At 42.0% G+C, this 24,804-nt stretch carries 35 protein-coding genes and 1 tRNA gene; 2 read left to right on the top strand and 34 right to left on the bottom strand.

Annotated features, from left to right (window positions below; genetic code table 11):
* Positions 1-59: 59 nt before the first annotated feature.
* The 12 genes from J4526_04245 to J4526_04190 all read right to left on the bottom strand — a co-directional run bounded on the left by J4526_04245 (position 60) and on the right by J4526_04190 (position 6,975).
* Complete coding sequence (locus J4526_04245) at positions 60-1,088, bottom strand: DHH family phosphoesterase (protein WFO76057.1); 1,029 nt, start codon at positions 1,086-1,088, stop codon at positions 60-62.
* Positions 994-1,368 carry a hypothetical protein gene (locus tag J4526_04240; protein ID WFO76056.1) on the bottom strand — a complete coding sequence of 125 codons (375 nt, stop codon included), beginning with the start codon at positions 1,366-1,368 and terminating at the stop codon, positions 994-996. The genes J4526_04245 and J4526_04240 overlap by 95 nt, the downstream gene beginning before the upstream one ends.
* On the bottom strand, positions 1,361-1,729 hold the full coding sequence (locus J4526_04235; GenBank protein WFO76055.1) for a prefoldin subunit beta: 369 nt from the start codon (positions 1,727-1,729) through the stop codon (positions 1,361-1,363). Before J4526_04235 ends, J4526_04240 begins: the two co-directional genes overlap by 8 nt.
* Positions 1,722-1,967, bottom strand: coding sequence for a hypothetical protein (locus J4526_04230; GenBank protein WFO76054.1), 246 nt, complete (start codon positions 1,965-1,967; stop codon positions 1,722-1,724). The genes J4526_04235 and J4526_04230 overlap by 8 nt, the downstream gene beginning before the upstream one ends.
* On the bottom strand, positions 1,939-2,499 hold the full coding sequence (locus J4526_04225) for a ribosomal biogenesis protein (protein ID WFO76321.1): 561 nt from the start codon (positions 2,497-2,499) through the stop codon (positions 1,939-1,941). The genes J4526_04230 and J4526_04225 overlap by 29 nt, the downstream gene beginning before the upstream one ends.
* 36 nt (positions 2,500-2,535) lie before the next feature.
* Complete coding sequence (locus J4526_04220; protein ID WFO76053.1) at positions 2,536-2,802, bottom strand: 50S ribosomal protein L37ae; 267 nt, start codon at positions 2,800-2,802, stop codon at positions 2,536-2,538.
* A gap of 20 nt (positions 2,803-2,822) precedes the next feature.
* Positions 2,823-3,680, bottom strand: a complete 858-nt coding sequence (locus J4526_04215) for an exosome complex protein Rrp42 (protein ID WFO76052.1) — start codon at positions 3,678-3,680, stop codon at positions 2,823-2,825.
* Positions 3,681-3,696: 16 nt separating this feature from the next.
* The gene (locus J4526_04210; protein ID WFO76051.1) at positions 3,697-4,425 is read right to left on the bottom strand and encodes an exosome complex exonuclease Rrp41; all 729 of its coding nucleotides are present in this window, start codon (positions 4,423-4,425) and stop codon (positions 3,697-3,699) included.
* On the bottom strand, positions 4,422-5,123 hold the full coding sequence (locus J4526_04205; GenBank protein WFO76050.1) for an RNA-binding protein: 702 nt from the start codon (positions 5,121-5,123) through the stop codon (positions 4,422-4,424). Before J4526_04205 ends, J4526_04210 begins: the two co-directional genes overlap by 4 nt.
* A gap of 3 nt (positions 5,124-5,126) precedes the next feature.
* Entirely contained in the window at positions 5,127-5,822 is a 696-nt protein-coding gene (locus J4526_04200) for a ribosome assembly factor SBDS (GenBank protein ID WFO76049.1), read from the bottom strand.
* 131 nt (positions 5,823-5,953) lie between these two features.
* Complete coding sequence (gene psmA, locus J4526_04195) at positions 5,954-6,643, bottom strand: archaeal proteasome endopeptidase complex subunit alpha (GenBank protein WFO76320.1); 690 nt, start codon at positions 6,641-6,643, stop codon at positions 5,954-5,956.
* Between the two features lie 244 nt (positions 6,644-6,887).
* Positions 6,888-6,975: transfer RNA gene (locus J4526_04190), tRNA-Leu, on the bottom strand.
* Between the two features lie 207 nt (positions 6,976-7,182).
* On the opposite strand from J4526_04190, the gene J4526_04185 reads away from it, so the two are divergent.
* Positions 7,183-8,565, top strand: coding sequence for an AAA family ATPase (locus tag J4526_04185; protein ID WFO76048.1), 1,383 nt, complete (start codon positions 7,183-7,185; stop codon positions 8,563-8,565).
* A gap of 120 nt (positions 8,566-8,685) precedes the next feature.
* Here J4526_04185 and J4526_04180 read toward each other — a convergent pair whose 3' ends face one another.
* From J4526_04180 to J4526_04165, 4 genes are read right to left on the bottom strand one after another with little or no spacing between them, the layout of a single operon-like run.
* A complete protein-coding gene (locus tag J4526_04180) occupies positions 8,686-9,168 on the bottom strand; it encodes a ribonuclease P (protein ID WFO76047.1) in 483 nt (160 codons plus the stop codon).
* Complete coding sequence (locus J4526_04175) at positions 9,165-9,794, bottom strand: RNase P subunit p30 (GenBank protein ID WFO76046.1); 630 nt, start codon at positions 9,792-9,794, stop codon at positions 9,165-9,167. Before J4526_04175 ends, J4526_04180 begins: the two co-directional genes overlap by 4 nt.
* On the bottom strand, positions 9,795-10,238 hold the full coding sequence (locus J4526_04170; protein WFO76045.1) for an exosome protein: 444 nt from the start codon (positions 10,236-10,238) through the stop codon (positions 9,795-9,797).
* Between the two features lie 24 nt (positions 10,239-10,262).
* Positions 10,263-10,928, bottom strand: coding sequence for a 50S ribosomal protein L15e (locus J4526_04165; GenBank protein ID WFO76044.1), 666 nt, complete (start codon positions 10,926-10,928; stop codon positions 10,263-10,265).
* A 125-nt stretch (positions 10,929-11,053) separates the two neighbouring features.
* Between J4526_04165 and J4526_04160 the strand changes: the two genes are divergently transcribed.
* Positions 11,054-12,280 (top strand): redox-regulated ATPase YchF, encoded by a 1,227-nt coding sequence (locus J4526_04160; GenBank protein WFO76043.1) that lies wholly within the window; start codon positions 11,054-11,056, stop codon positions 12,278-12,280.
* Here the strand turns inward: J4526_04160 and J4526_04155 are convergent.
* From J4526_04155 to J4526_04070, 18 genes are all read right to left on the bottom strand, one after another.
* Entirely contained in the window at positions 12,249-12,620 is a 372-nt protein-coding gene (locus J4526_04155) for a DUF2095 family protein (protein ID WFO76042.1), read from the bottom strand. The two genes, J4526_04160 and J4526_04155, sit on opposite strands and share 32 nt — an antisense overlap.
* Positions 12,621-12,638: 18 nt before the next feature.
* Positions 12,639-13,928 (bottom strand): NTP transferase domain-containing protein, encoded by a 1,290-nt coding sequence (locus tag J4526_04150; GenBank protein WFO76041.1) that lies wholly within the window; start codon positions 13,926-13,928, stop codon positions 12,639-12,641.
* Positions 13,929-13,939: 11 nt separating this feature from the next.
* Positions 13,940-14,977, bottom strand: coding sequence for an SPOUT family RNA methylase (locus J4526_04145; GenBank protein WFO76319.1), 1,038 nt, complete (start codon positions 14,975-14,977; stop codon positions 13,940-13,942).
* Positions 14,978-15,134: 157 nt separating this feature from the next.
* On the bottom strand, positions 15,135-15,773 hold the full coding sequence (locus J4526_04140) for a 30S ribosomal protein S3ae (GenBank protein ID WFO76040.1): 639 nt from the start codon (positions 15,771-15,773) through the stop codon (positions 15,135-15,137).
* A gap of 96 nt (positions 15,774-15,869) precedes the next feature.
* Positions 15,870-16,133, bottom strand: a complete 264-nt coding sequence (locus J4526_04135; GenBank protein WFO76039.1) for a hypothetical protein — start codon at positions 16,131-16,133, stop codon at positions 15,870-15,872.
* A 39-nt stretch (positions 16,134-16,172) separates the two neighbouring features.
* Entirely contained in the window at positions 16,173-17,390 is a 1,218-nt protein-coding gene (locus J4526_04130; GenBank protein WFO76038.1) for a hypothetical protein, read from the bottom strand.
* 186 nt (positions 17,391-17,576) lie between these two features.
* On the bottom strand, positions 17,577-18,041 hold the full coding sequence (locus J4526_04125) for a 30S ribosomal protein S15 (protein WFO76037.1): 465 nt from the start codon (positions 18,039-18,041) through the stop codon (positions 17,577-17,579).
* 59 nt (positions 18,042-18,100) lie between these two features.
* The gene (locus J4526_04120) at positions 18,101-18,646 is read right to left on the bottom strand and encodes an XTP/dITP diphosphatase (protein ID WFO76318.1); all 546 of its coding nucleotides are present in this window, start codon (positions 18,644-18,646) and stop codon (positions 18,101-18,103) included.
* A 16-nt stretch (positions 18,647-18,662) separates the two neighbouring features.
* Positions 18,663-19,343 carry a Kae1-associated kinase Bud32 gene (locus tag J4526_04115; GenBank protein ID WFO76036.1) on the bottom strand — a complete coding sequence of 227 codons (681 nt, stop codon included), beginning with the start codon at positions 19,341-19,343 and terminating at the stop codon, positions 18,663-18,665.
* Positions 19,325-20,353, bottom strand: a complete 1,029-nt coding sequence (gene kae1 / locus J4526_04110) for a N(6)-L-threonylcarbamoyladenine synthase Kae1 (protein WFO76035.1) — start codon at positions 20,351-20,353, stop codon at positions 19,325-19,327. The genes J4526_04115 and kae1 overlap by 19 nt, the downstream gene beginning before the upstream one ends.
* A gap of 22 nt (positions 20,354-20,375) precedes the next feature.
* Positions 20,376-20,537: a 30S ribosomal protein S27ae gene (locus tag J4526_04105; GenBank protein ID WFO76034.1), complete on the bottom strand. Its 162-nt coding sequence runs from the start codon at positions 20,535-20,537 to the stop codon at positions 20,376-20,378.
* Positions 20,538-20,542: 5 nt separating this feature from the next.
* Entirely contained in the window at positions 20,543-20,878 is a 336-nt protein-coding gene (locus tag J4526_04100; GenBank protein WFO76033.1) for a 30S ribosomal protein S24e, read from the bottom strand.
* A 15-nt stretch (positions 20,879-20,893) separates the two neighbouring features.
* Positions 20,894-21,412, bottom strand: a complete 519-nt coding sequence (locus tag J4526_04095) for a DUF359 domain-containing protein (GenBank protein WFO76032.1) — start codon at positions 21,410-21,412, stop codon at positions 20,894-20,896.
* Between the two features lie 4 nt (positions 21,413-21,416).
* On the bottom strand, positions 21,417-21,629 hold the full coding sequence (locus tag J4526_04090; GenBank protein WFO76031.1) for a DNA-directed RNA polymerase, subunit E'': 213 nt from the start codon (positions 21,627-21,629) through the stop codon (positions 21,417-21,419).
* 11 nt (positions 21,630-21,640) lie between these two features.
* A complete protein-coding gene (locus J4526_04085; protein WFO76030.1) occupies positions 21,641-22,204 on the bottom strand; it encodes a DNA-directed RNA polymerase in 564 nt (187 codons plus the stop codon).
* A gap of 107 nt (positions 22,205-22,311) precedes the next feature.
* Positions 22,312-22,683, bottom strand: coding sequence for a 30S processome protein Utp24 (locus J4526_04080; protein ID WFO76317.1), 372 nt, complete (start codon positions 22,681-22,683; stop codon positions 22,312-22,314).
* 69 nt (positions 22,684-22,752) lie between these two features.
* The gene (locus tag J4526_04075; GenBank protein WFO76029.1) at positions 22,753-24,000 is read right to left on the bottom strand and encodes a translation initiation factor IF-2 subunit gamma; all 1,248 of its coding nucleotides are present in this window, start codon (positions 23,998-24,000) and stop codon (positions 22,753-22,755) included.
* Between the two features lie 91 nt (positions 24,001-24,091).
* Positions 24,092-24,736 carry a 30S ribosomal protein S6e gene (locus J4526_04070; protein ID WFO76028.1) on the bottom strand — a complete coding sequence of 215 codons (645 nt, stop codon included), beginning with the start codon at positions 24,734-24,736 and terminating at the stop codon, positions 24,092-24,094.
* Positions 24,737-24,804: the final 68 nt, after the last annotated feature.

Raw genomic sequence — 24,804 nt, 5'->3', positions numbered from 1 at the left:
ATCAGCTTATACCCAAGCATCCAACTCAAAACTCTAACAACCAATTTCTACTTATAAACCTATTTCGTTTCATTAATTTTCTTTTCAATAAATGAAGCGATCAGTTTATAAGTGTAACGAAGCGCTTTCACAAGATTTCCTTTACCTGAAGCCGCGCCTGCTGCATCGTGCCCACCTCCTCCACCACCAAGGTACTCTCCAACCAGAGGCATTATGTCCTTCCCAATATTGATCCCCAGCTCTCTTGCAACCTTGGGTTTCATACGTACGACAATTCTCGTTTCATCATTAGATGATCCAACGATTGCTACATCTGCACCCAAGTCAAGTATAGCTCTAGCAGCACTTCCCTCAAAGGCACTTACATGTGTATACGCTATAATGTAATCCCCTATTCTCCGGAAAACAAGGCGTTGAGCAGCTTTGAGCCTAGCTATCCTCTCAGAAATATCCATTTCTGTTTGAAGCATCTCTATAACAGCCTTATAGTTAACACCCTCTATCCCAACGAGTTTACCAGCGATTTCAAGTGTTCTCGGTGTTGCCAATAGGAATCTACGTGTATCATATATTATGCCTGCAAGTAATAGCATGGACTCTATGCTGTCTAGTTTGTAGAAGTCTTTTAACAACAAGTATATGATCTCAGAGGTTGATTTAGCGTATGTATCAATTATAGATAATATGCTCCTGCGGGCCATATCACCGCCAGAATGATGGTCGACAACCACTATATTCTTAGAAGAGAGAATGTTCTTGAAAACACCTAGTTGCTCAAAACTGCTTGTATCAACTACTATTACCTTGTCGAAGAACTCGCTTATTGACGATTTATACATTATTAGATGATCATAAATGTTCTCGAGACCTAACTCATTGACTATTTTCTTCGAGACTTCGTTTAGCCCTTCTGGAAAAGAGATAATAACTGTTCTACCAAGTTCCCTCTCTATAAAATTCCTAAGTACATAAGCTGCCGCAAGAGCATCCGGATCAGCGTTCTTGTGCCCCGTTATCAGTATCTTGTTTGCTGCCAGAATCTCCCTTACTAGTCTCCTTGCCAGCGACACGTAAGAGTTCTTGTTCAACAAACTTACTTACCTCCTTAATTACACCTTGAAGTACTGTATCATAATCAATAATGTCTCCTAGTTCACCACCAAGTTCTATATCTATAGAAACATCTATATGAGTACCCTTATTCTCTAGTGCAACAACAATATCCGCATCATAGCTCCTCGATATAGATAATGCTTCGGATAAAAGGCTTCTTATTTTCTCTTCTATTCTAGAAGCTACTTCTTCTAATATTTCATCACTTATCTTGCTTAAATCAAGTCCTATTGTTACTATTTTCTTCTTAGCCAACCTTTATCCCGTACCTTGCCAAGAGGTCTCTAAGCTTCTTCTCTGCTTCACTGACTTGCTTCCTTAATAGCTCTACTTGGTTTTTGTATTTTTGTTGTTTGATCTGTAGAAGCTCTTTTCTTTCCTCAAGCTCTTTAATAACGTCTTCTTTTTTCTTTCTGAACAAAACGTGTCCTACTGACTTGTAGACCTCAACGTCATCAGGTAGCTCCTTAAGATTTGCAAGTATATCCTCTATTTCAGCGAGCTCGCTCTCTGTAAGCCTTAATTCCGCTTCTACTTTAGCTAAAGTATTCCTTAGGTTTTCGTATTCAACAAGAGCCTGTTGTACCTCAGGTGGAAGCTGTCTTTGCTCAGCCATTTTCCTGTACCTCTAGACTCTTTATAATCATGGATATTATGCTGAGATAGCTATTCGCGACAGCTCTTAAAAGATTTATTCTACTACAATATACTTCAACCACAAGTTTTTCCTCCAAACGTATATCTGATCGACACTCTGGCGATGGAGGATTCGTTGTCTCGGGGTACAGGGCATCATAGAGTGATTTAAGAATCCTCTCTTCTCCATCAACTTCTATTTTCATACCGGCTTCCAATAATCTTCACCCTCGATACCTTTAATACCGGGCCACATAGTCTACCCAGTCTATTCAAGAACTTCAATCGTATACCATTCTTCTCCTCGAGAACAATAGTTATATCGGGTTCAGGGGAGAGTCTTGGTTCAAGTATTTTGAGGAGAATATCGGATAATAGAAAACATTCATCGTTAACACAGTTCATGGGGTCAACGTTTATTGTCTGTGGATTATATGCTCTAGAGGAATCTGGTATTTCGCGAGAGAGCCTGACACCACTTAAAATTATTGATGCATAGTGTTTTATGATCTCCTCAACACTTCTTGCTGAAGTAGATGATACCTCATAGATTCTCAGCAAACTGGGATTGCCTTTCTTTTCACCGACTACAATAATGTATTTCGCGCCAACAGCTTTTGCTTCAAAAGCTAATTGTAGTAGTGTCTTTTTGCCTCGATGGCTTTTGACACTACCTGGTAGAACTGATGAGAGATCCTTTATGAAACTACGTGTTCTGTAACTAGGGCGGTGAGAAGTAGTTATGAGGATTGTTGTAGACAAAATAGTTTATTCCCTTCAAAATAATTACTCTTTTCTAACAATGATCTTGGGGAAGTATTTGCTTAGCTCTGTCCTTGGAACATAGGCTCCTCCAGCCCATTTCGCACCGCATTTTCTGCAAGCCCATATACCGGTACTTATCCTGTATACTGTTCCTTTTGTCGCACAGAATGGGCACATGTGTGGAGCATATCTCTTCTGGAGGATATCCCTCACTTTCTTCCTCAATGTGGAGCCGTATCTAGCGCCATACCTACCGGCTATACCTACTACCCTCGTTCTCTTAGCCATTGTACTGCCCTCCATACACGCTAGGCTATTGGTTTACTAAATTCTTCCGGATTTTTTAATACTTTCTCTAGAAACTCGTGTAATTCTCTTGCCTTCCTAAGCGCCAGGTCTATAGCGTAGTCTATTTCACTAGTTCTAAACCCGGCCATACCTGTTTTCTGCATACCAACAATTCTTCCCTTGGAATCCACTGCTATAGTTAGCTTTGCATCGAGTGCAAGTTCTTCTTCTAGTGATGGGTCAACTATTAAGTGTCCTTCAATCAATCCTATAGATACCGTGACGACATTAAGGTTCAATGGTAGTGGTTTTTCTTTAACTGTCTTGTCGACAACAATGTTGTCTCCCTCTATACTAACTATCTTTGGTAACTTAGCCATGTTTAATGCGAGCATTGTAGCAAGCATGCTAGCATCAACAATGTTCCCATCGTGATCTAGAAGGTATATATCATTGAACACGATCCATACTTTCTTACCAGGGATAATAACGAGATCCTCAAGATTAATTGCATGGGGTTCACGTAAACTCCTATCAATAACTCTAGCTGTCTCAATAGCGTTTTCATCTGGTGGACCAGGCTCAAACGATGGTGATGCCAGTGGAACAAATTCTGCGTGAACCTGTAAAACACCCTCATTAGGCCTGTCTCTGAATGGCTCACCAACTTCTATTTTAACACCTGTCATAACCATAGTGTCTCCTAGTTTAACGAGAGCAGAACCCTCAGCTTTCGGTACAGGATTTAATTGCACACTTATACTCCTATAGTCTTCAGGTTTTCTTCCATCAATCCTGTTACCGTTTCTGATAAGCGACAATATGGTTTCTTTCTTGAGCCTAGGTATGACAGGTAGTTGTGTAGGTGTGAGAGACATGTAGGACTCACCTCCATCACGTGGATGGGTATTCTAGGTACTTCTTTGCAAGAGCTTCTTTCTGCATCCTATAGATCTCTTCAATACCTTTCTTGGCAAGCTCGAAAGCCTCCTTGAATTCTTCTGGAGTAAGAACACCATTTAGCTGTAGAAGCACCACTTTTCCTAGCGAAGGCATTATGCCAACAGGCATATCTGCTTCACCGAACTCGTCCTCAACTTCATCGATATCAAGAACTATCACTCCATCGACTTTACCGACAGCAACAGCTGCCACGAGATCCCTCATCGGTATACCGGCGTCAGCCAAGGCTAGTGAAGCAGCTGTTAAACCAGCTGTCCTAGTACCTCCGTCGGCTTGTAGAACCTCTATGAATACGTCAATGGAAGTCCTGGGGTATAATTCTGTGAAAATAGCTGCTTCAAGTGCTTCCCTGATAACTTTTGATAACTCTATCTCTCTTCTACTTGGGGCAGGGCTTTTCCTATCCATCGTGGAGAATGGGGCCATGTGGTATCTGCATCTAATTATCGCTCTGTCAGGTAATGATATATGCTTCGGCAATACTTCACGTGGACCATAAACTGCCGCTATTACTTTTGTTTTACCAAACTCAACAAGAGCAGATCCATCAGCGTTTTTCAGTACTCCTACCTCCATTCTAATAGGTCTTAGCTCATCAGGTCTCCTGCCGTCGTGGCGGAGACCATCCTCTCTTATAAGCTTGGGTTTCTCCTCACTCATAATCCAGCACGCCTCTTCTCCTCTTCTATAAACATCCTCACCCGCTCGGTTAAACCAGGTATATGTGCTTCGGCTTCGATTTTACGTATTGCCCTAATAACTATGTCCTCCATTTTCTTCTCCGGGCATCTTATCCATATTCTTCCGTTCTGCCCGATAATTATAGTGCACCCCGTCATTTCCGTCAACATGTTTATCATGTTCCTCTTCTTCCCTATGATCCTAGGTACCCTACTTGGCTTGACATCTATTACAACGCCTTCAGTGATCTTCCCGAGGCCCTTGCCCTTAATGGTTAGCATGGGGTTTCTTGATCTATCGAAGAGAATTATTTTTGCTACAATATAGTCTCCTACATCAAGATACTTTCTTAAGTCATCTGTTATAGGGTTAAAAGATTCCAGAGCCTCATTAGCGTTGAGCACTGCTTTATATGGACCCTTTATATCAACAATCCAGTTTGTTATTCCCACGCCAACAATTAGACCTATAACAGTATCGCCTTCTTTAGGTAGTGGTGTTCCTTCAAGAGGTATCACTGACACTTTTCCATCATCTACTTCGGCTAGACCAAGTATCATACTGTATACCTTGTTATCCTCTCTATAGGTGTACTCGCCAGCGACAACATCCTCTCCTTCAGCGAGAAGGTCTCCCGGCCGGACTATTTGTCTATTAGCTACATAGATTTTACCCATCACTCATCCCACATGAAGCACCTTTATATTCGCTGTACCGTGTGTCAGCTTATTAAGTCTATCAATTACTTCTTTTTGCATACCAGCGGGAATCTCTATTTCCACGTAGAGTGAGCCATCGCTAAGCCATGTGGACTTCTTAATATCGCCTAACCCTGATACCTGTTTATATATTCTACCGGAGTACTGTGGAGGTATTTTCACGGCAAGAATAGCCTTGGCTACTTTGATTGGTATTATCCTTGCTATCTTCGATATAATCTCTTGTGCTTGTACTTCAACACTCCTATACGGGTCAATAGAAACTCTAGCTTGCTCCATAGCAAGCTCTATTCTCTTGGGGGGAATAGGTAGCTTCGTCTTTGGGTCAATAGCGTTCCTTGCAATAAAGTTTATGATTTGTTTCTTCTTATCCTCGATAATCTTCCTTCTTTGTTCAGCTGTGAGTTGGATCTCGCCTTTCTTCACGATCTCTTCTGCGATCTTTCTTATGTCCTCTGTACCGAAAACCTGGCGGAGAGCCTCTGGCGATGCTTTCAATCCCTTCTTGGCATCCTTGTAGACTATATCACCCACAAGCATGTCATCAATATTTACTTGCTTACCCTCTCTAAGAGCAAGCGCTAGATCTGGTTTCACGAGTATCTCGAATCTATGCCCCCTCGCTTCATATCGTGCTATAACGTACTTGGAGGACAATATTCTACACCTCTTCCTCTAGAATAATAGTATTCTAGTACATAGCTCATATTAAGTTAATGTTGCGCACATCAACTAGCTTCTAGCTTACATGGAGAACAGGGAATGAATACAGTAACCAAAAACATTTGTTACATGTATTCTTCTATTTCTTTTGGCGTCAATATCCTGAACTTCTTCGTCTCAACGTCGACAATACCGATCTCTATGTTCTCGCTGGTGAGTTTTTCTTCAGCGGCTTTTATTAGTGCTTGCACTCCTAGTTTTACGAGAGACTTCATGTCTAAGTCATACTTATAGTTCTTCTCAAGAAATTCTGTGACAACCTGGCTTCTCTCTCCAAGAGCTACAGCATTATAGCTCATGTACCTACCACTAGGCTCAGTCATGTATAATTGTGGTCCCTTGAAGTCTACGCCAATGAATATCATTGCTACACCAAATGGTCTAACACCAGCATGTTGTGTATAAGCTTGTTTTATATCACATATCTGTTTAGCCAAGTACTCAACGGATATGGGTTCGTCGTAGAGGAATCTATGACGTAACGCGATAATTCTTGCATAGTCTATGAGAACCCTGCCGTCGCTAGCAATACCAGCAAAACTAACACCAATATGGTCATCGATCTTGAATATTTTCTGTATAGCCGAGAAATCTATGAGAGGAGAAATTCTGCGCCTCTCAACAACAACAGCTGCACCGGCCTTGCTCTTTAATCCAATAGTAGTCCATCCTCTCCTAACAGCCTCAAAGGCGTACTCGACCTGATAGATTCTACCATCGGGAGAGAATATCGTAATAGCCCTATCATAACCCATTGCAGGAGGACCAAAACTCACTTCAAACACCCTCTAAAAACTACTACTAGATACACTATACTCTCACAAGGGTATAGAGGTTGGGATTATTAAAAACCTTACCTTATACCAAGAAAATCAGCCTCTAGTGTATTCATCATGGCCCTGCTGAAGGGCTCAAGGGTCGGACTCTTCATCACACTATAGATACACTACTATTGAATTCCACTTAATTTACTCAAAGACAAAAGGTGTTTTAATAAACTGGTGCGGGGGGTGGGATTTGAACCCACGCAGGCCTTCGCCAGCGGATCTTAAGTCCGCCCCCTTTGACCAGGCTCGGGCACCCCCGCACCGTATTATTGTCTAGTATGTTGTGTCCTTATATTTCTTATACTGACTTTGATTCATACCACTAAGCTAGTTCTTTACTATAGTTTTCCTTGTTGGCGAATCCTATGCCAGCTATACTGTTGGTATGCGGGTTGTTTATCGTGTTACCCCAGAAAATTAATTATCTGAAACCAAGTCCTAGAGAGAGTAAACAGGGAGAGAGCATTTTGTCAAACATATCTTTTGGAATAAAAGAATTTGATCAGTATTTCAAGAAGGCTCTTCGCCCTGGTATGACAATCCTTATTGCAGGATACCCTGGCGCAGGCAAGACAACATTAGCTGCGACTATAGGGTACAGGAATTGTGCTAAGGGAGGAAAAGTACTGTACATATCGTTTTTCGAGCACGCCGACAGGTTTAAACTACAAATGCGTTCTCTAGGACTAAATTTCGACAAGTACGAAGAAAAAGGATTGTTCAAATACATCAAGGTTCCATTAATCCCTAGCCAAGAAGCTATCGACGACTTCATGAGACAACTAATGGAGTTCACAGTAAAATTCCAGCCAAAAATAATCATTATTGATGGAATAACTCCTCTTGTCCAAGTAATGAAGGATGAAGCCAAGATTAGATCATTTCTACAGACAGTAGTATACGACATACCAAGATTAATCAAGGGAATGCTTATACTAGTAGCAGATCTACCGTTTGGAACCGAGGAAGTGAAGCTAGCTGGAATCGAATTCACCGTGGATGCGGTCTTTATAATGAAGTATAAAGTGATAACATCAAGGATAATAAGATTCCTCGAAATAAGGAAGATACGTGGTGCACCACTAGATATAGCCGAAGTACCTTATCAGATAGCAGAAAAACAAGGTATAAGACTCTTCTTCCCAGTGATCCCGAAGGAGCTTAAACCACCACTTATAGAAGAACCTCTCCACTTCGGCTTACCAACATTGGATGATACTCTTGGACCAATATACAAGGGTTCAGTAATAGTCATAGCATATCCTCCTCATATAAGACCACTAACCCATGCAGGAGGTCTAATTGCAAGCCTGATCGTAAATAATAAATTAAAGACAGTGATCGTGAGCTACAAATATTCGGATAAAGAGATCAAGAAGATCATTGAATCAACATTCAAAAAATACGGCTATCTCGATGAACTAATGAAGTACATAGCAGGTATACACACATTGAATCCCACAGCTATGTCTTTCCAGGAGGTTTTCTTCAGAGAGGATAAGATCATTGAAGAACTTAATCCAGATGTAGTTGTAATACATGGATTTGACGTTATCTTTAGAATAGTGGAATTCTCGGGCACAGGGCTTGATAGGCTATACTCGCTCTTATACAATAGGCTTCTAAGACTAAAATCTGAAGGAAGAATAGTGGTCTTCTTTATACCAAAACTTGGAGGGAAATTTGTAGAAACACTTTCATCTCTTGCCGATGTAACATTCACTATAGACTATAAGATTGAAGAGAACAAGATAAAACCGGTTATAATAGCGTGGAAAAAACCCTGCGAGCCAATACTAGTGTCTCCAGATTTATTGTACAGACACATAGAGAAGAGACTTTCTCAATAGACACGATTTACCTACTTTATATTCAGCTCGTCGCGAACTCTTCACCATTCATTCTGGAGCGGCTTCATCATCCAATAGAATCTAGATAAAACAAGGTTTATACACGTTTCCCATCTTAAATCATGGCGAACTTCTTTTTATTGAGTACATGTATTTTCTCGCTCTCTTAATTGTACCCGTGGTCTTCAAGGGTATGATAAGTACTTTCTTTCCATTAATCTCCCTAATGAGGGATAATACAGCTAAGACAAGTTCTTTTTCCCTATGGCTGGTTCTCACTATTCCCTTTCTAATAGATGGATCATAAAATACTATCTTTGGGTCTGCTTTAGCAGCACCAATGATACCATATACCTTACTGATTTTCTTTTTCAACGCATCTTCTATTTCTTTCTTAGAAAACCTGTCCTCAGATATGATAGAGAACACAATGTATCTCTTCCTGAGTTTGCCAGGTTTCTTTATTGCTTCACCAAAACGTTTCCTCAAGAGTGTACGCATTAAATGAAGCTCTCTTCTATAAAAATAAGCAACATAAATAGATAAAGCAAGGGCTACAAGCGACAATGCCATCGCGAAATAGAGTATTATTATGGAATTCAAGCTCTAACACCATTCTTCGATAATAGTTCTACACATAACCCGGATATACTGTAAACTAGATGTTTTCGTTCGATACCAGTCAAGGTATGTAGTAATTCAACGAGAGACCTTGGGTGAATTAATTGGTTCCAGTCTCTTGCATGACTCGAGAACACTACTGGCACGTCATAGTAGTAGAACATGTGTATTCTACGGTACATCATCGCTCTTATTTTATTATTGGACTCAAGGAAGACGTTTATGGGAACTTCTAGAACTTTTCTAAACTGCTTCATCATCAATGCCTGGGTTTTATCGATGTAATCAATAGAATCTTTGTCCAAGACTATGGTATCAACTCTGCCATCCCTAGCAGCTAGTCTAGCAGCCTGTACATCAAGAGGTTTAACTGATACAATTGGGTATACTGTCTTTATACCCCTGAGTTTCTCTTTGAGATTCTTCTCGCCGGCTGCTTCAATAGTCCTCTTCTTAACAACCAGGACTTTATTCCAGCGCTTTGTCCTCCAATTAAATCCTTTGTCTTCAATACATAGTACAGTATACCCCATGGTATAGGCAATATCAGCTACCCTATCAATGAGATCAGGGTCTATGTCAACCCATAGGTCGACAAATCCTTTCAACTATATCAACCCTATTTCACTCAGAAGCTTTTCAACATCATCTATACCGCCTTTACCCTTAAATGACAACGCTACATGAACTATGTCGTCGGAATCAGATACAACTATTCGTCCACGATACAGCTCCTGCTTATCAAACCTGAAGAAAATCTTGTTGCTTCTCGGGTCATATCTTGCCTTAAGACTTGCACGGAGAATACTCTTCTCCACATCACTTATTTTCGATGCTATGTACTTCATTGTTTCAATAGCATCATTCCCCGAAACAACAGCTTTAATAATTGTTATGATGTTCCCATAGTATCCTTTTACACTTTGCTTAGTTATCTTGACGCGTTCCCTAATGGTCTCTGGGATAAGGTTTAGTAGAGAAGAAACTACCTTATCTAAATCCTCGGTTGCGTGGCAATAAACCGATAATTCTATTCTGTGTATTCTAAGCAAGGTTTTATCCTAGGTAAAATATGTTTAGCCATACTCCTCTTTAGCTCTAACTGCGCTGAGTAAGTCCCTAGCTCCTCTGCTAGCCTCGTGTCTCTTCTTGAGCTTCCTTTCTTTCTGCTTCTTCTTCCACTTGTACTTGATTGTATACTTTAGTCCACGGCTCTTTCTTAGACCACGCATTTTCTTGCCAGCACTTGTTAGTCCACGGAATACACGTCCACGATGACTCTTGCTGCATATCCAGTTTATCTCCGGGTCGTTCTTTATAGCTGGGTGGTGTGGGTCTACGAGAATTACTTCAAACCACTTGTACTGACCATCCTCGCCGACGTAATAGCTGTTTAGTACTTCTAGATTCGGGTATTTCCTAGCCGCACGCTCCTCGGCAATAAGTCTCAGACTCTTAGCTGGAGCGAATCCATATACACCCATTCTCTTGGGTCTACGTCCCTTGTTTGGTCTCTCTTTTCTCCTGCCACCTTTTCTGACACGTACTCTAACAACTATGAAGCCCTGCTTGGCCTTGTAGCCTAGTGCTCTAGCTCTATCAAGTCTTGTTGGCTTCTCGATCCTAACTATAGCAGGCTGTCTACGCCACTCGATAATCCTCTTTTTCATAAGCTCGCCCATAACACCATCATAGGGTCTCTTCCAGAGCTGGGCTATATAGTGGTACATACTCTTGGCCATACCTGATACCCCTTCTCAGTCTACGCACGCCCACTATGCTGTTGAAAACGTATAGAGTACTAGTAGTTTATAAAGATTGAAGCTACAAGATAGCTTTGATACCCCGGGAGAGAAGATGATAAACCATGCCTCCGCCAGAGAAACTAGTTGGTGTTATCGGGAAGACTAATGTCGGTAAATCAACGTTATTTGCCGCACTAACACTCGCCACAGTAGAGATAGCAAATCACCCATTCACTACAATAAAACCAAACGTTGGAGTAGGCTATGTCAAGAAGAAGTGTGTACACGTGGAACTAGGTCTACAGAAATGCGATCCCAGAACAGGTTATTGTGTTAGTGGATGGAGGTTTATTCCAGTAAAAATAATGGATGTAGCAGGACTCATACCCGGGGCAAGCCAGGGCAAGGGGCTAGGCAACAAGTTCATGGATGACCTAAGGCAAGCAGACGTCCTAATACATGTTGTCGATGCAAGCGGGTCGACAGCACCCGATGGAACACCCGCCCAGCCGGGAACCTACGATCCCGTAGAAGAAGCTGTCTTAATTCAGAAAGAGGTTGACGAATGGTTTGCTAGCGTTATACAACGCGTATGGGACAAGGTATCAAGATATTTTATTACGTCACAGAATCCCCTGGATCTTCTCGTACAGAATCTATCCGGGCTATCAATACGTAGACACCACGTCATAGAAGCTATCCGTAAAACAGGTTTGGAGGATAAGAAGTTATCATCCTGGAGCACAAGTGACGTCAGGGAATTCGCTATAACACTGAGGAGGATAGCCAAACCAATAATAATTGCTGCAAACAAAATAGACCTACCACCAGCCCAAGAAAACGTCAAGAAGCTTAAGGAGACTTTCGGGGAAGAACTTGTTGTCCCAGTATCAGCCATAGCAGAGTATGTGCTTAAGAAAGCTGCTCAGAAAAACTTGATAAGATACATCCCTGGCGAAAACAGCTTCGAGATAGTGGATGAGTCGAAACTTACACGAGACCAATTAAGAGGATTAAGGTATGTTAAAGAAAACGTCCTAGACAAATGGGGTTCAACAGGAGTACAAGAACTCTTGAATAGAGCTGTATTCAAGATCTTGAAGCTCATAACTGTTTATCCTGTCGAGGACCACCACAAGTACACCGACCACAAGGGAAACGTCTTACCCGACGCCTATCTGGTTGAAGAAGGGACTACTGCCAGGCAACTAGCGTACATGATACATACTGATCTAGGGAAGACCTTCCTGTACGCAATAAATGCTAGGACTGGTGAACGTGTTGGTGAGGACTATGTCCTTAAAGACAATGATGTGATCAAGATTGTTGCTGCCGCTGCCCACCGCTAATGAGCTTCTTTCTCCAGTACTCTACAGCCTTCCTGTAGTAGTAGCCGCTTTCTTTCCTAGGGCCAAAAGCCTCTAAGCCTTCCTTCATCAGTTTCTCCTTGTACTCTCTCGCCTCCTCCTCAGTGATCTCATTGTGTTCAAGGAGATAATCGATAACCCTAACCGCTTCTTCAACGGTTTTTGCTCTCCTTAAGTAGTCTATTGGCCCGGGAATATAGCCTCTCCAAGGATCATCAAATGGTTTTTCTACAGACAAAGTCATAGACATAGAATCATCGCTTGTAAGCTCTCTGTAGAGATTGGGGTATTTCTTCTTGAATTCATCTATACTCATTCTCATGGAGATTCTTTCCCTAGACTATTTCTTTTCCTCATGTTTAATACTTGGTAAAGACTCTATATAATATTCTTGTCTGACACGATAGAAGACATTATCAGGTACATCCCTGTCAACAATAGCTCCGGGAGCAATCCATGAGTTTACACCTATTTTCACTCCAGGCATTAAGGAGACGTTTATCCCGGTCCTCACATTGGCTCCGACAATTGCACCTAGTTTCCTCCTGCCAGACGATACACGCTTTCCTTTTATCGTCATTTTCACTTCTCTTTCATCGAATCTCAAGTTCGCCGTGATAGTACCTGCACCAAAATTAACGTTTTCACAAATAATACTGTCTCCAACATATGACAAGTGGTTTACATAAACATGCTCTAGTAGTATAGACTCTTTTACTTCGACGCTAAATCCAACTCTTGACTTCCTGCATATTGTCGTGTAAGGTCTTATCCTAGCCGATGGCCCAATAACCACGTCTCTATCTATGTATGCTGGTCCTTCTATTGAAGTGAATTGTTTTACTACACTATTTTCTCCAATGAATACAGGCCCCTTTATAGTTACATTGTCTTCGACGACACCCTTGATCTCGTTTACGAGGAACTTGTTTAAAGCAATCTTGTTTGCTTCAAGAAGATTCCATGGAGTACCTATATCGATCCATTCTGTCTTACCGATACTATACACTTTTATGTCGACACCTTCTCTAGCAGCGTTTGTTATGACATCAGTGAATTCTAGTTCACCGCGTGGAGAGGGTTTTAGTGAACTAATGTATTTCTTCAATATCCTGCTATCAAACTTGTATATACCTGCATTAACCAGGTTAGTGGGAGGCTCCTCGGGTTTCTCTACAATACCCTTGACTCTACCTCTCTCGACTATCAAGACACCATAGTCACGGGGGTTGTTGTGCTCTACAGCTACAACAAAATTACCGTCTAGACTCGTCAAGTCTTTGTATATACTCCAGTCTCCAAGAAATAAATCACCATAGATTATGAGGACGTCGTCATCACTATCCATGGCTTCCAGAGCTTTCGCAACTGCGTCACCTGTACCCAGTTCTCTGCCTTGGTCTACAACCGTGATCTTCCTGCTAAGCTCGTGTTCTTCAACAGCCTTCACTATTTTTTCCTTCATATAGCTGGCGACAACAATGATTTCATCAACACTTGTCTTGGCCAGAGCGTCAAGATGCCAGTATATGAGGGGTTTACAAAGTATCGGGATGAGAGGTTTAGGTCTAGTAGACGTAATAGGTCTTAGTCTCTCTCCTTTACCCGCAACAAGTAGAATAGCCTTCATGGTTTTTCACTTCACAACCTATTATATAGAACAGTGGCTAAGGCTATAAGCCCTGCGGATGCTGCGTAGTCTGTTGACAACGTTATTTCTGGCGCAATATCAACCACTAGGTCGGCATACCTGTATATTCCCAGTGGGATCCCTTCTCTTGATCCAAACAGTAGGTTTACACGCTTATTCGTCTTGAGGATAAGGTCACTGAGCTCATCAGCTACATCAGCAATATACTTGCCTTCTGGCTCAAACACTATTATGACTTCATCCCATCGGTCTCTAACAACTTGGTGGATATCCTGGACGTACACGGGTACTTTATGTGGTCTACGATGGTAGCTCCTCTTCTGGATCTCATACCTAGACTCTATACCCTCTATGACAGAGTTTATGAACAACGCTAGCTGCTCCCCATCAACAAGACCCATCGGCGCTATAACCAAGTCATGTACTTCAAAATTCTGTACCTCCCTGCCAATACGTTTACCCATCTCTATAATCGCGTCACGAGGGCCGAGATAAGGCATTTGCACAATAGATATTCTCTTGAACAATCTGAGCAGCGATTTTTTCTCGGGAGTCATTTTATGCCATTCAATACTACCAGGTAGAATACTTATCAGAGCCTCATCCCCTATGATCTCTACAAGAACTATCTTGTCTGGATACTTTAGGTTGACAGATGCTCCAGTAGCTTTCCTAACAGCATCACCGACAACAACATTAACGTCGAGACTTGTAAAATCGTGGCGTCCTCTCCTAGTTGTACGGACAGCAAATGTTTCGTTGGGACTTATTTTATTACGAGCAATTTCTGCAGCTACTCTAGCCATTTCGTCGAGTCGAGCCTTAGTAACTGCATCAATAGGGATAACCTTGTCCGCCTCAATAACTTTCCTCTCAATCTCTTTGACGAGAAGCTCTGGGTCGAGGGAGCCTGCTTTTACTAGCACGAGACCTTTGAATCTCTTTGGCGATGGTATAACGATAGCGTCACTGTCAATCTCTTTTATACGCGCAGCCACTATTTTCTCGAAGCCAAGCCCTGTTTTAATCAATATTATATCGTATTTCCTCTCCAATACATACACCCACTCTAGTACACAGATAACTAGAGTAGCCAATGGTAATATTCTGGGGTAGAAATAATAAAATAGAATTCTCGGAACCAGTGAATGTATTTTGTTAAAGAGACCCTATGTTTTTCAAAAATTACTTCTTGTACATTAGTGGCGAGACTACTGTTGCAGGCTTAGGTCCTTCAGGTGTTGGTATCGCGAGTAACTTAGACTTGTAGATTTCTACTTTTCTTATTGGATAGATCTTTCTAGCTGCCTCAGCTATTTCTTGTGCAAATCTACCGAAGATCATGGCTTGTATTAGTTCATCTAATGTCATCTGCTTTGACTCATTGACAATTATGTCTCTCATAATCTTTCTAATGGCTTTCTTCTGGCTTGTCTTACACCTATAGCTCGTGAGTGTTACAGCTGTTATCCTGAGCTTGTAGCCGTCCTTAGTCTCTACATCAAATATACCTTGGATCTTACTGCTCTTCCTCCTTATAAGGCTCTTCATATAGTCTCTAGAGAGCTCATGTCCCTTGAATCTTGTTATAGCCTTGTCTCCTTGGACATCAATTATTTGGAAGAACAAGTGAATGTGTACTTGTGTTAGGTCACCAGTTATATCGTATAAAGTGACCTCCATAACTCTACCGATAAGCTTAAGCGGGTCATCAGCAGGTGTTGTACCCAATACTACTTCTCCGAACACCTTAGGTGCTATTACCTGGTACCACTTCTTCAGTTTCCATTTGTCCTTGACTACTACTCTTCTCCGTGCAGACACTATCTAACACCTTGTCTAGGTGTCTTAGACACCAGAGGTATTTAACGCTTTTAGTACTAATCTCCAGGCTCTCTTATTAATGTTATTGAAGAAAAACTATTTCTCTACACTCTTAAGCGATTTAACAAACATGTTTGCCAGAGAAAGAACTTCATCAACACTCTGCCTAATGGAATCAATAACTCTCCCACGGAGATCTCCAGAAAACACAAGTACGTACTTGCCCCCAGCAATTTGTTCCTCAATTTTCATGTAATCCGGGGCAGTAACATTATCTGGATGAAGAGAATCGTACAGACTTCTCAAAGTCTTCTCATCACCAGAAAAAACAAGTTTTACTCTAATGTTTCCTCTTGACAATTTACTCATCCCCCAAATATGTACATAATGGGTTACTCGTTACTCTATGTACAAGAGTTGTTCTTCATTAAAGCTTTCATAGTCTATTTTCTTCTTAGTTTTTATAAGACTAAGGAGTGATGTGTAGTATTTTCCTCCAGTATTTACTACAACATATTTAGTATCATCAACTAGACCTATTTCGCTAAGAACCATCTCAAATACCTCGGGTCGAGAGACAATAGAGGGCTCAACAACAACTCTATTGTTCGTGTCTTCGTATAATCCGTCAATAGCGTTTGCTACGTCACTACTGATAGCATCTATGTGTTTCTCATAAAAGATGAGGAGTCTATCAATAAGCGTGGAGTCTTGTGCGATCAAGAAGTTGTTTATAAGATAGTCTCCTCCCTTAGAGAAGGCGGTTAATACAGCTCCATAAAGCTCCATGAGGTCTATGAAGTCTGCTCCTCTAGACAAGAAGTATATCCTGGAGATAAACTCTAGGGGACTACGCCTCTTCTTACTCTTCTCATTAGCTGTCTTGATGAGTTCTGTAGCAAAATTCTTCAGCACATCCTCTTTAGCAACAAGATCACTACTATGGACTTTATCTGGGTCTTCGAAACCAAGTTTCTTAACAAACTCTATCGCGATCTCTTTCTTACCTGTAAGCCCTGGTATGAAGGGTGTAATCGTATATGTTAGTATCTCATATAGCTTCCTACGTTTCCAACCCCATAACCTGAAGCCAACTACGTCATAGAATATCTTGTTGGATTTAGAGAGTTCTTCAACAATAGCTTTCTCTAGTTTAACAAAGCCCTCTCTAGACAAGTCTTTTCCACGGTTAATACCGCCGAGTAAACATATTACTTTCTCGTTGCCACTCAGAATCCAGTAGTCTTCAATAATCTTGACTATTGTAGCAGATATACTATGTGGCGTCAAGAGAATGTTACCATTCTTTACTTCAACATCCTTGAGTCCTCCGTTGTATAATATTTCGAAACAGTACCCGCCACATACATTATTATCGAAAGGAATATCGATCACGATAGTTGGATCATCTTTATCTACAACAGGCTTAAGAGATATTGATACTGCAACATCGTTCTCCATAAACATCTTGGCTAAAATAGATGTAGCAACAATATTGTCTATAGTCAATAAGGGTATTATCCTTACAAAACCATGTTCTTTAACAATCTTCATGAAGTCCCCGAAAGCCTTACTGGCAATACTGAGATCAAGTGACAAGCCACTGGCCGCCTCCAAACATAACTACCACAGAGAAGCAATATAAGAAGTCAGATAATCGTTCCGCAAATAATATCCAATGAAGTAATAGTCTAGGAGTAATCAGCAGCGGTAATAGACTTGAGAGTGCCTGTTTTAATTCTACAAACTACCTAAGAGGAAAACAGTATAATTGACTATCCATGAGTGTTGAGAGAAATATGTTTACATGAAACCTGATACGAGAAGTCTTGCTTTCTCGGGGTCGTACTTCCAGTCTGGTGGTAGTTTACCTACTCTCTTGTAGTATTTGACTAGTCTATGTATCTTAGACTCAAGGTCTAGTAGACCCTTCTTGGCATGCAAGTCCTTGGGGTGTTCCTCGAGGTGTCTCCTGAGGTTAACGGCTTTCTTCATGAGGAACAATAGGTCTTCTGGTACGGGTAGCGTCACACCGTGTTCTTCAAGGATTTTTGTTAGTTTTTTACCTGTTACCTGTTTGACCAGAGGGATTCCAAACTGGTCTCTCAATATGATGCCTATCATTGATGGAGTGTACCCTTTCTTGGCTAGCTCTACTACTAGAAGCTCTACGTCCTCAGGGCTCATGTCTAGTTTAAGCCATCTAGGTGGTCCTGCTCTAGCTGGTCTTGTTGAGTGTGATTGTCCTTTTTCTCTACGTTTATTCATTTAGACCTCCCCAGTAATGCCGTCTACAGCACCTATTTTCTCAAATCTCACAGGGTATTTTAAGTTTTAAGCAAGCTGATTAGTTTATTGAATGCTTTTGAAACAGCTTTGGCTCTATGGCTATACTTGTTTTTCTCGTCGATACTCATTTCAGCGAAGGTTCTTGTATCGCCTTCGGGAACAAATATTGGATCGAAACCAAAGCCTCCAGTGCCTCTAGGCTCATTTGATATATAGCCATAGACTCTTTCCTCGCATTTTATCAGATAAGGCTCGTGGATTAAGACTACCGCTGATGAGAAGTAGGCTCTCCTGTTTTCTATACCCTCCATTAGCTTGAGTATACCTTTCACACCAATAGTCTTGTATACGTAACTACTGTATGGACCTGGGAACCCGTTGAGTGCTTCTATAAACAATCCAGCGTCTTCGACGAGAATAGGTTTCCTAAACTCCTTGTAGTTTTCGAGAGCAGAATAGAATGCTATATCCATTAAGCTACTGCTTTGAATCTCTATTTTCTTCCCTGGAAGCATTTCCAGACATATACCGAGTTTCTCAGCGATAACAGCCACTTCATTGAATTTGTGTTTATTACTCGTCACAAAGAATATTTTTGCCCTACATGTATTTGTCAAGAGCTATCTTCCTCCTAAGCCTCTCTTCAACGTATCTTCCTCTTAACCTGATCTCGCGCATTCTCTGGAAAACATTCTCGGTAAATTCTGCACCGCATTGCTCCATATAGCCTTTCTTAAACTCCTCCATGAACAAGTCGTGTCTATCGGGTGATAGAGCTGATAATCCTCTACTGAGCAAATGAATGTCTATAGCGTACTCTTCTACATCAGTACTGTACCCAGCCAAACCAAAGTCTATTATGAAGACTTCATCATTATTGACAACAGTGTTAGCTATAGTCAAGTCTCCATGGTATATATTGTTTTTATGCATTACACAGACTTGTTGACCAAGTTTATAGGCTATTTTCTTCAAAGCATCTTCGCTAATACTATTGATTATATTGCTTAGCCTTGTACCACCAATGTATTCTATGACTAAAATACTCTTGTCGGGGTCGACGTAGAATAGTGAAGGAACATTGAGTCCTAATTGTTTAAGAGAAGCTATGACGCGTGCCTCAATTAATGTTCTCCTATACCTGAATAGTTCATCGTATTTTGGGTGCCTGTATGGTTTGGGGAGTCTTATCTTGACTATAGCGTCGAAGCCAAGCCATTTAGTCTTGTATAGTACTGCCTCAGCTCCTCTCGCGATCTCCGTTAATCCTCCGGAAGCCATGGAAGCTCCACCTCATCAATTCTCCATCTCTGTCTCACGAAGGCTTTCCTGGGCTCAATAGTGATACCATGTACATACGCTAGAACACCTGTCCACGCGATCATTGCACCATTGTCTCCAGCGTAATCAAGTGGTACAGTATAGAATTTAGCTCCATGATACTCGGCCATACGCTCCAGTTTCTCATTCAATAGGGTGCTTGCTGCAACACCTCCCGTCAACAAGACTTCTTTCTTTCCAGTAAGCGCGACAACTCTCTCGGCTGCTTCAACAAGTATATTGTAGGCTGTTTCTCTTAGCGATAAACAAATGTTTCCAAGCATCCTCTTGTCATTCTTATACTTGTTCGCTAGCCTTAAAGCAGCTGTCAACAAGCCTGAGAATGATAGATCATTTCCTTTAATAGTGTATGGTAGATCTATAAACTCGCTGCCCCATTCAGCACAAATATCAATCTGATGCCTACCCTCAATAACGTATGGTGGGGCTAATCCTACTTCTCTGGTAAACGTGTCAAACAGATTACCCAGCGGAATGTCGAGTGTTTCCCCTATGACTCTGTATTTTCTCTTCTTCTGTATGGCTATGAGAGTGTTTCCTCCAGAAACATAGACTATAACGGGGTCCTTTAGATTATTCAGTAGCTTACCTATTTCTACATGTGCTACAGCATGGTTTACGGGTACAAGTGGTTTAGAATAATATGTTGCAAGGAATCTAGCCAGAGAGGCGCCAACACGTAAACAAGGGCCGAGACCGGGGCCGAGCGCAACTGCAATAGCGTCGATATCCTTTATTCGCACGTTGGCTTTCTGTAGTGCACGCGATAAAACATTGGCTGCTTCACGTGCATGGTGAATACTTGCTTCGCGTGGATGAATACCTCCTTTCTCTGGGACATACCTGGCTTTCTCATTAGCTAGAATAACGGGTTTTCCGTCGATAAGCCCAGCTATACCTACACCAAAAGTATGAGAAGTGGATTCTATACCCAAAACAAGGGTTCTCATTACTGTCTCCTTAAACAAAGAGCTAACGGATGAACTCCGTGTACCCGCATTTACCGCAGTGCCAACGTGGCGCAGGGACTTTATGGTACGCCATAATGCTGCCGCATCTAGGGCATTTCTTGTTCTTGAGTTTTATTGTTCCTTTCTCGTAATCGTATTCATAGAGTTTATGTACGTGAGCCATAGTCTTCACCCTAGTCCTTGTACAGCATACTCATTTCTTTTAATAATGTATTCTGGCTCAAACATTTTGGCTCTCTCGGGACTATCGTAGATGTGTGCTTCTACTTTAGTGACACCCCATCCATACTCAGACTCTATCTTCCTGACATAAACTCTCTCGATCTCTGCTTTGTATGCTTCAGCGATAGCTTTCCTGACTATGCCACGTGATGGAGTGCCTTTACCTATGTGGCTTAACCTTATGATTATCTCTAGCCTCTTTATTAGAGGATTATACCTCTCTTCTACTACTTCGCCCATATAGTCTTCACCAATTTTTATTGTCTTACCAGCCCCCGGCATTGCTAACACCTGGGGCTAATACTCCACCCTCCTTTCCCTTGAAGTATAGGCATACATTACTGGTTTAAATGTTTTAAGTATTTCTCTAGCCCTAAATACTGTGTACATGTTTTTCTCAATAACAACAACACCGACACCAGGCTGTCCATAAGCTATGGAGTTATAGTTATTGTTTCTAATAGCAGCCAACGGAACAAGATCCTCTTCTCCATCAACAATGATTTCATCAAAAACAGTATTAGAGATAATCGTCAGTGTATTCAGCGACAACGTGCCAGCAGGATTAACTATATAGAGTACCCGCTTACCGGCTTTGTTTTCTTGTTGTACTCTTATTTTTCGCCTAGTCTTGTAGTCAATAATTCTTGCCCGAGAAACAAGTGTTTTCGCGACAACATCTCCTATAGCAATATCCACTTTGACTCCACGAACATATTTGTTCTTCTCAGTGACAATAAGGCTCCCCTGGGGGATAGAAAGCACGTCACGGAGGAAATGAGGCATGAGCAGTACTGGTATACGTATTTGAGACAATTAATCACCTTACTTTGATAGCATATCTACCGGGCTTCTTGATCTCAAGGAGCCTAGCTACATCGGATTTCTCCGGATCAATAATTACAACCATACCCTCCCAGTCTTCAGTAAAATCTCTTGAACCACACAACGGGCATACCTCGGCTTCTCTCTCCACAAGGGCTCTACATTTCCTGCAAGCCTTCAGCGGTTTCCTCTTGACTCTTATTGGCATCGATTAGCACCTCACTCCTTTTCTTTGCTTGCTTGTTGTTCTTTCATCTTCTTGATCCACTCTAATTTACCTAGATATGCCTGCCTTACAGTCAAGCTAACTCTTAGCCCCTTGCCCGGCATGAGTGCTACATTATATACTCTCGCTCTAACACTATCTCCTTTCTCAATGATTCTCCTCGTATCACGTAGAACCAGAGCCTGACGTGTAGGATCATACTCTATGTCTTCATCGCTTATCTGGGATTTGTGGATAAAACCATCGGTGGCACCGAGGTCTACGAATAGACCATAGGATGTAACCGTCACAATAGTTCCTTCAACAACTTCTTTTATAAACGGGTTGAACGCGAGTACAGTGAATTCAGCATCATGATATGTTGCTCCATCGCCATAAATTATCTTGCCCTCGGGGTTTACTTTGACGTCAAGAACAGCGACTATTACACCGAGGTCACGAGTCACTCTGCCTTCATATATCTGTCTCAACGCTTTCCATGCCGCTTCATTTAATGGTTTACCGAAGTCCTCTGGTGGAATCCTTACAACGTCTCTTATTTTATAGATCCTATACAATAAACCATCACCTAACCCTGTCTAACCACATACTTGTAAGCGTTGTTAAAACTGTTTACTAGACTACTTAAAGAGTTTTCCTATAAAAATCCTAGAAAAACCTGTTCCTAGAAAACACCTTGGGATTCAAGTAATCGCTTCTCTTCTCTGAAATAGATTTCTGGCACACCTTTTTCGCGGAGCTTCCGCCGCAACTCCCTATCATTAGTGGCTACAATAAACTTGTTTTCTACTGCAACACGTACTATCAAGTCGTCTACTTTGACCCCTGGTGGACGCTCAATATCTATTACACGGCAATACTTCTTAACAGCCTCGAGGGCTAGACGTGCTGCTTTCTTTTCTTTAACACCGCCTTTCCTAAGTATCTTCTCGAGCTCTTCGACAACAGGCTTGATAACATAGTACTCTGGCTTAGCTAGAAGAAGCTCCTCTATTTGCTCAAAAACATTGACTCCACGGCCAAAAAGCATAAGCATATTCGTGTCTAGGAGGATACGTGGCTTCTTCAACTTGGTTTCTCCTAGGTAAAATATGTCCTACTGTATTTACTCCGCAACTTCCTCAACAATACCCCAGCCTGCTAGCCTCCATCTACCGAGTACACGTCTGCTAATAGCTACTCTAGATCCCTCCCATGCGACCACGGGGTCTCTGAGCTGTACTTCGATAACATCTTTCGATGCCTTGGTTACTATACCTAGCCTAATGGCTGTACCAACTGTTATGACAATGGGTTCTCTGGGTCTTATGGCTTCTAGCTTAACGAGCTCCTTGGTACCAACCACTCTTTCCAGCATCTGATACCTTATCCTAGCATATCTGATCGATGGTGGTAGTTGACCTGGTTTACCAACAATGTTTCCTACAAGAGAATCAGCCTTGGTAAGTGATGGATCTAGTTTCGTGCCTATAGCTAGTAGCCCACCAGGTCTAGCTTCTTCTACCTCAAGGTTACCGAATCTCAGGCTCGTGACTTCTGTTACAACAGGTTCATACTTGTATCTCCCTGGCCCAACAGGTACTCTTATACCAGGTCTAATCTCTATTTCATCGCCGACACGTAGTACTCCCTGTATAAGCGAGCCACCTATTACGCCGCCTTGTAGTTTCTCTGGAGGAGTACCAGGCTTGTTTACATCAAAGCTCCTAGCAACATACATGAGCGGGGGCTTGCTTAGTTCTCTCTCGGGAGTAGGTATGATCTCCTGGATTGCCTGTAAGAGTATATCGATGTTGGCTTTGTGGAGAGCACTAACAGGTATTATGGGGGCGTCTTCAGCCCACGTGCCTTCCAGGAACTTCTTTATCTGTTTGTAGTTCTCGATAGCTTTCTCCCTGGGTACTACATCGATCTTGTTCTGTACAACAATGAGATTCCTAACGCCAATAATATCGAGTGCCGCGAAATGCTCGCGTGTCTGAGGCTGTGGACAAGGCTCGTTAGCTGCTATAACAAGTATTGCTCCATCCATTAGCGCTGCTCCAGACAACATCGTTGCCATCAATGCTTCATGGCCAGGAGCATCAACATAGCTTACCCTCCTCAACAACTTAGACTCTGAGCCATCAGGGCATACTTGCTCGGTAGTATACGCCTCCGGGGGCTCCATGTTCTCACAATAGGCAATACTTCCATCAGCGTAGCCAAGCTTGATGGTCATACCTCTCTTGAGCTCCTCGCTATGCCTAGCAGTCCATATACCAGTAAGTGCTTGTACAAGCGTGGTCTTACCATGATCCACGTGCCCGACAACACCAATATTTACTTCAGGCTGTTTTGGCTCCCAAGGCAATAGACTCTCAACCCTCCACCAAAGTGCTCTAGACAAATAAACTAAAAATGTTTGTTTATAAAAATAGGTTTCCCACGTAAACTGGTCATGTCTAGCTTACAATCACTGTATTAATCTGTACTATGTCCTCGGTTATAGTATTGCCTCTAACGATTTTCCTTCTACGCTCACCTTTCTCTCTCGGATGGAATCCTGGTGGACCCGACAGTAATACTCTCTTCTTGACTCCACCATGGATATCCGGTCTCATTGGGAAGCCACTGTAGTCGCTGCCACCAGTAATCTTGAGCTTAGCGCCTTTGAGCCCGACGAGTGATCCATCAAATACGTCGCCTATCTTCATTCCAACGAGTCTAACAGCTCGTTCATCCTTTATTCTGATCTGCCATGCCTTGGCCCTGAAGACTTCTCCTTCAGCCTCGCTGGCACCAATCTTGTCTGCTAGAATAGCCGCACTGACATGGACTTCATTCTCGGGGATGTTGTCGTCTATCTCGATGACTCCTCTTATATTGATTTTCTCCTTGCTCTCGGGTTTGTAGATCCTTACTGTTACGACGCCATATTTCGCTTCGAGTTTGTCTGCAAGAGCCTTGTTCATCTTTATGATCGGTAGTTTGAATCCTTCTTTCATCTCCTCATCGAAGGGTATATCGTCTCCAACAACTTTTACCTTGATTGGTTTAGCTGTTTTAGCTGCCTCAGGATCTGAGATCACTATCTTGAAGTCTGGCAAACCACATACCCCCGGTGCCTATACGGCACCAGCTTGTATACAGTCTTCTTTATGGGAAACACGCTATA

The sequence above is a fragment of the Desulfurococcaceae archaeon MEX13E-LK6-19 genome (assembly GCA_029637525.1).
Lineage (GTDB): Archaea > Thermoproteota > Thermoprotei_A > Sulfolobales > Desulfurococcaceae > MEX13ELK6-19.
The sequence above is the reverse complement of the archived record's forward strand: the minus strand, read 5'-3'. Positions and strand labels throughout refer to the sequence as shown.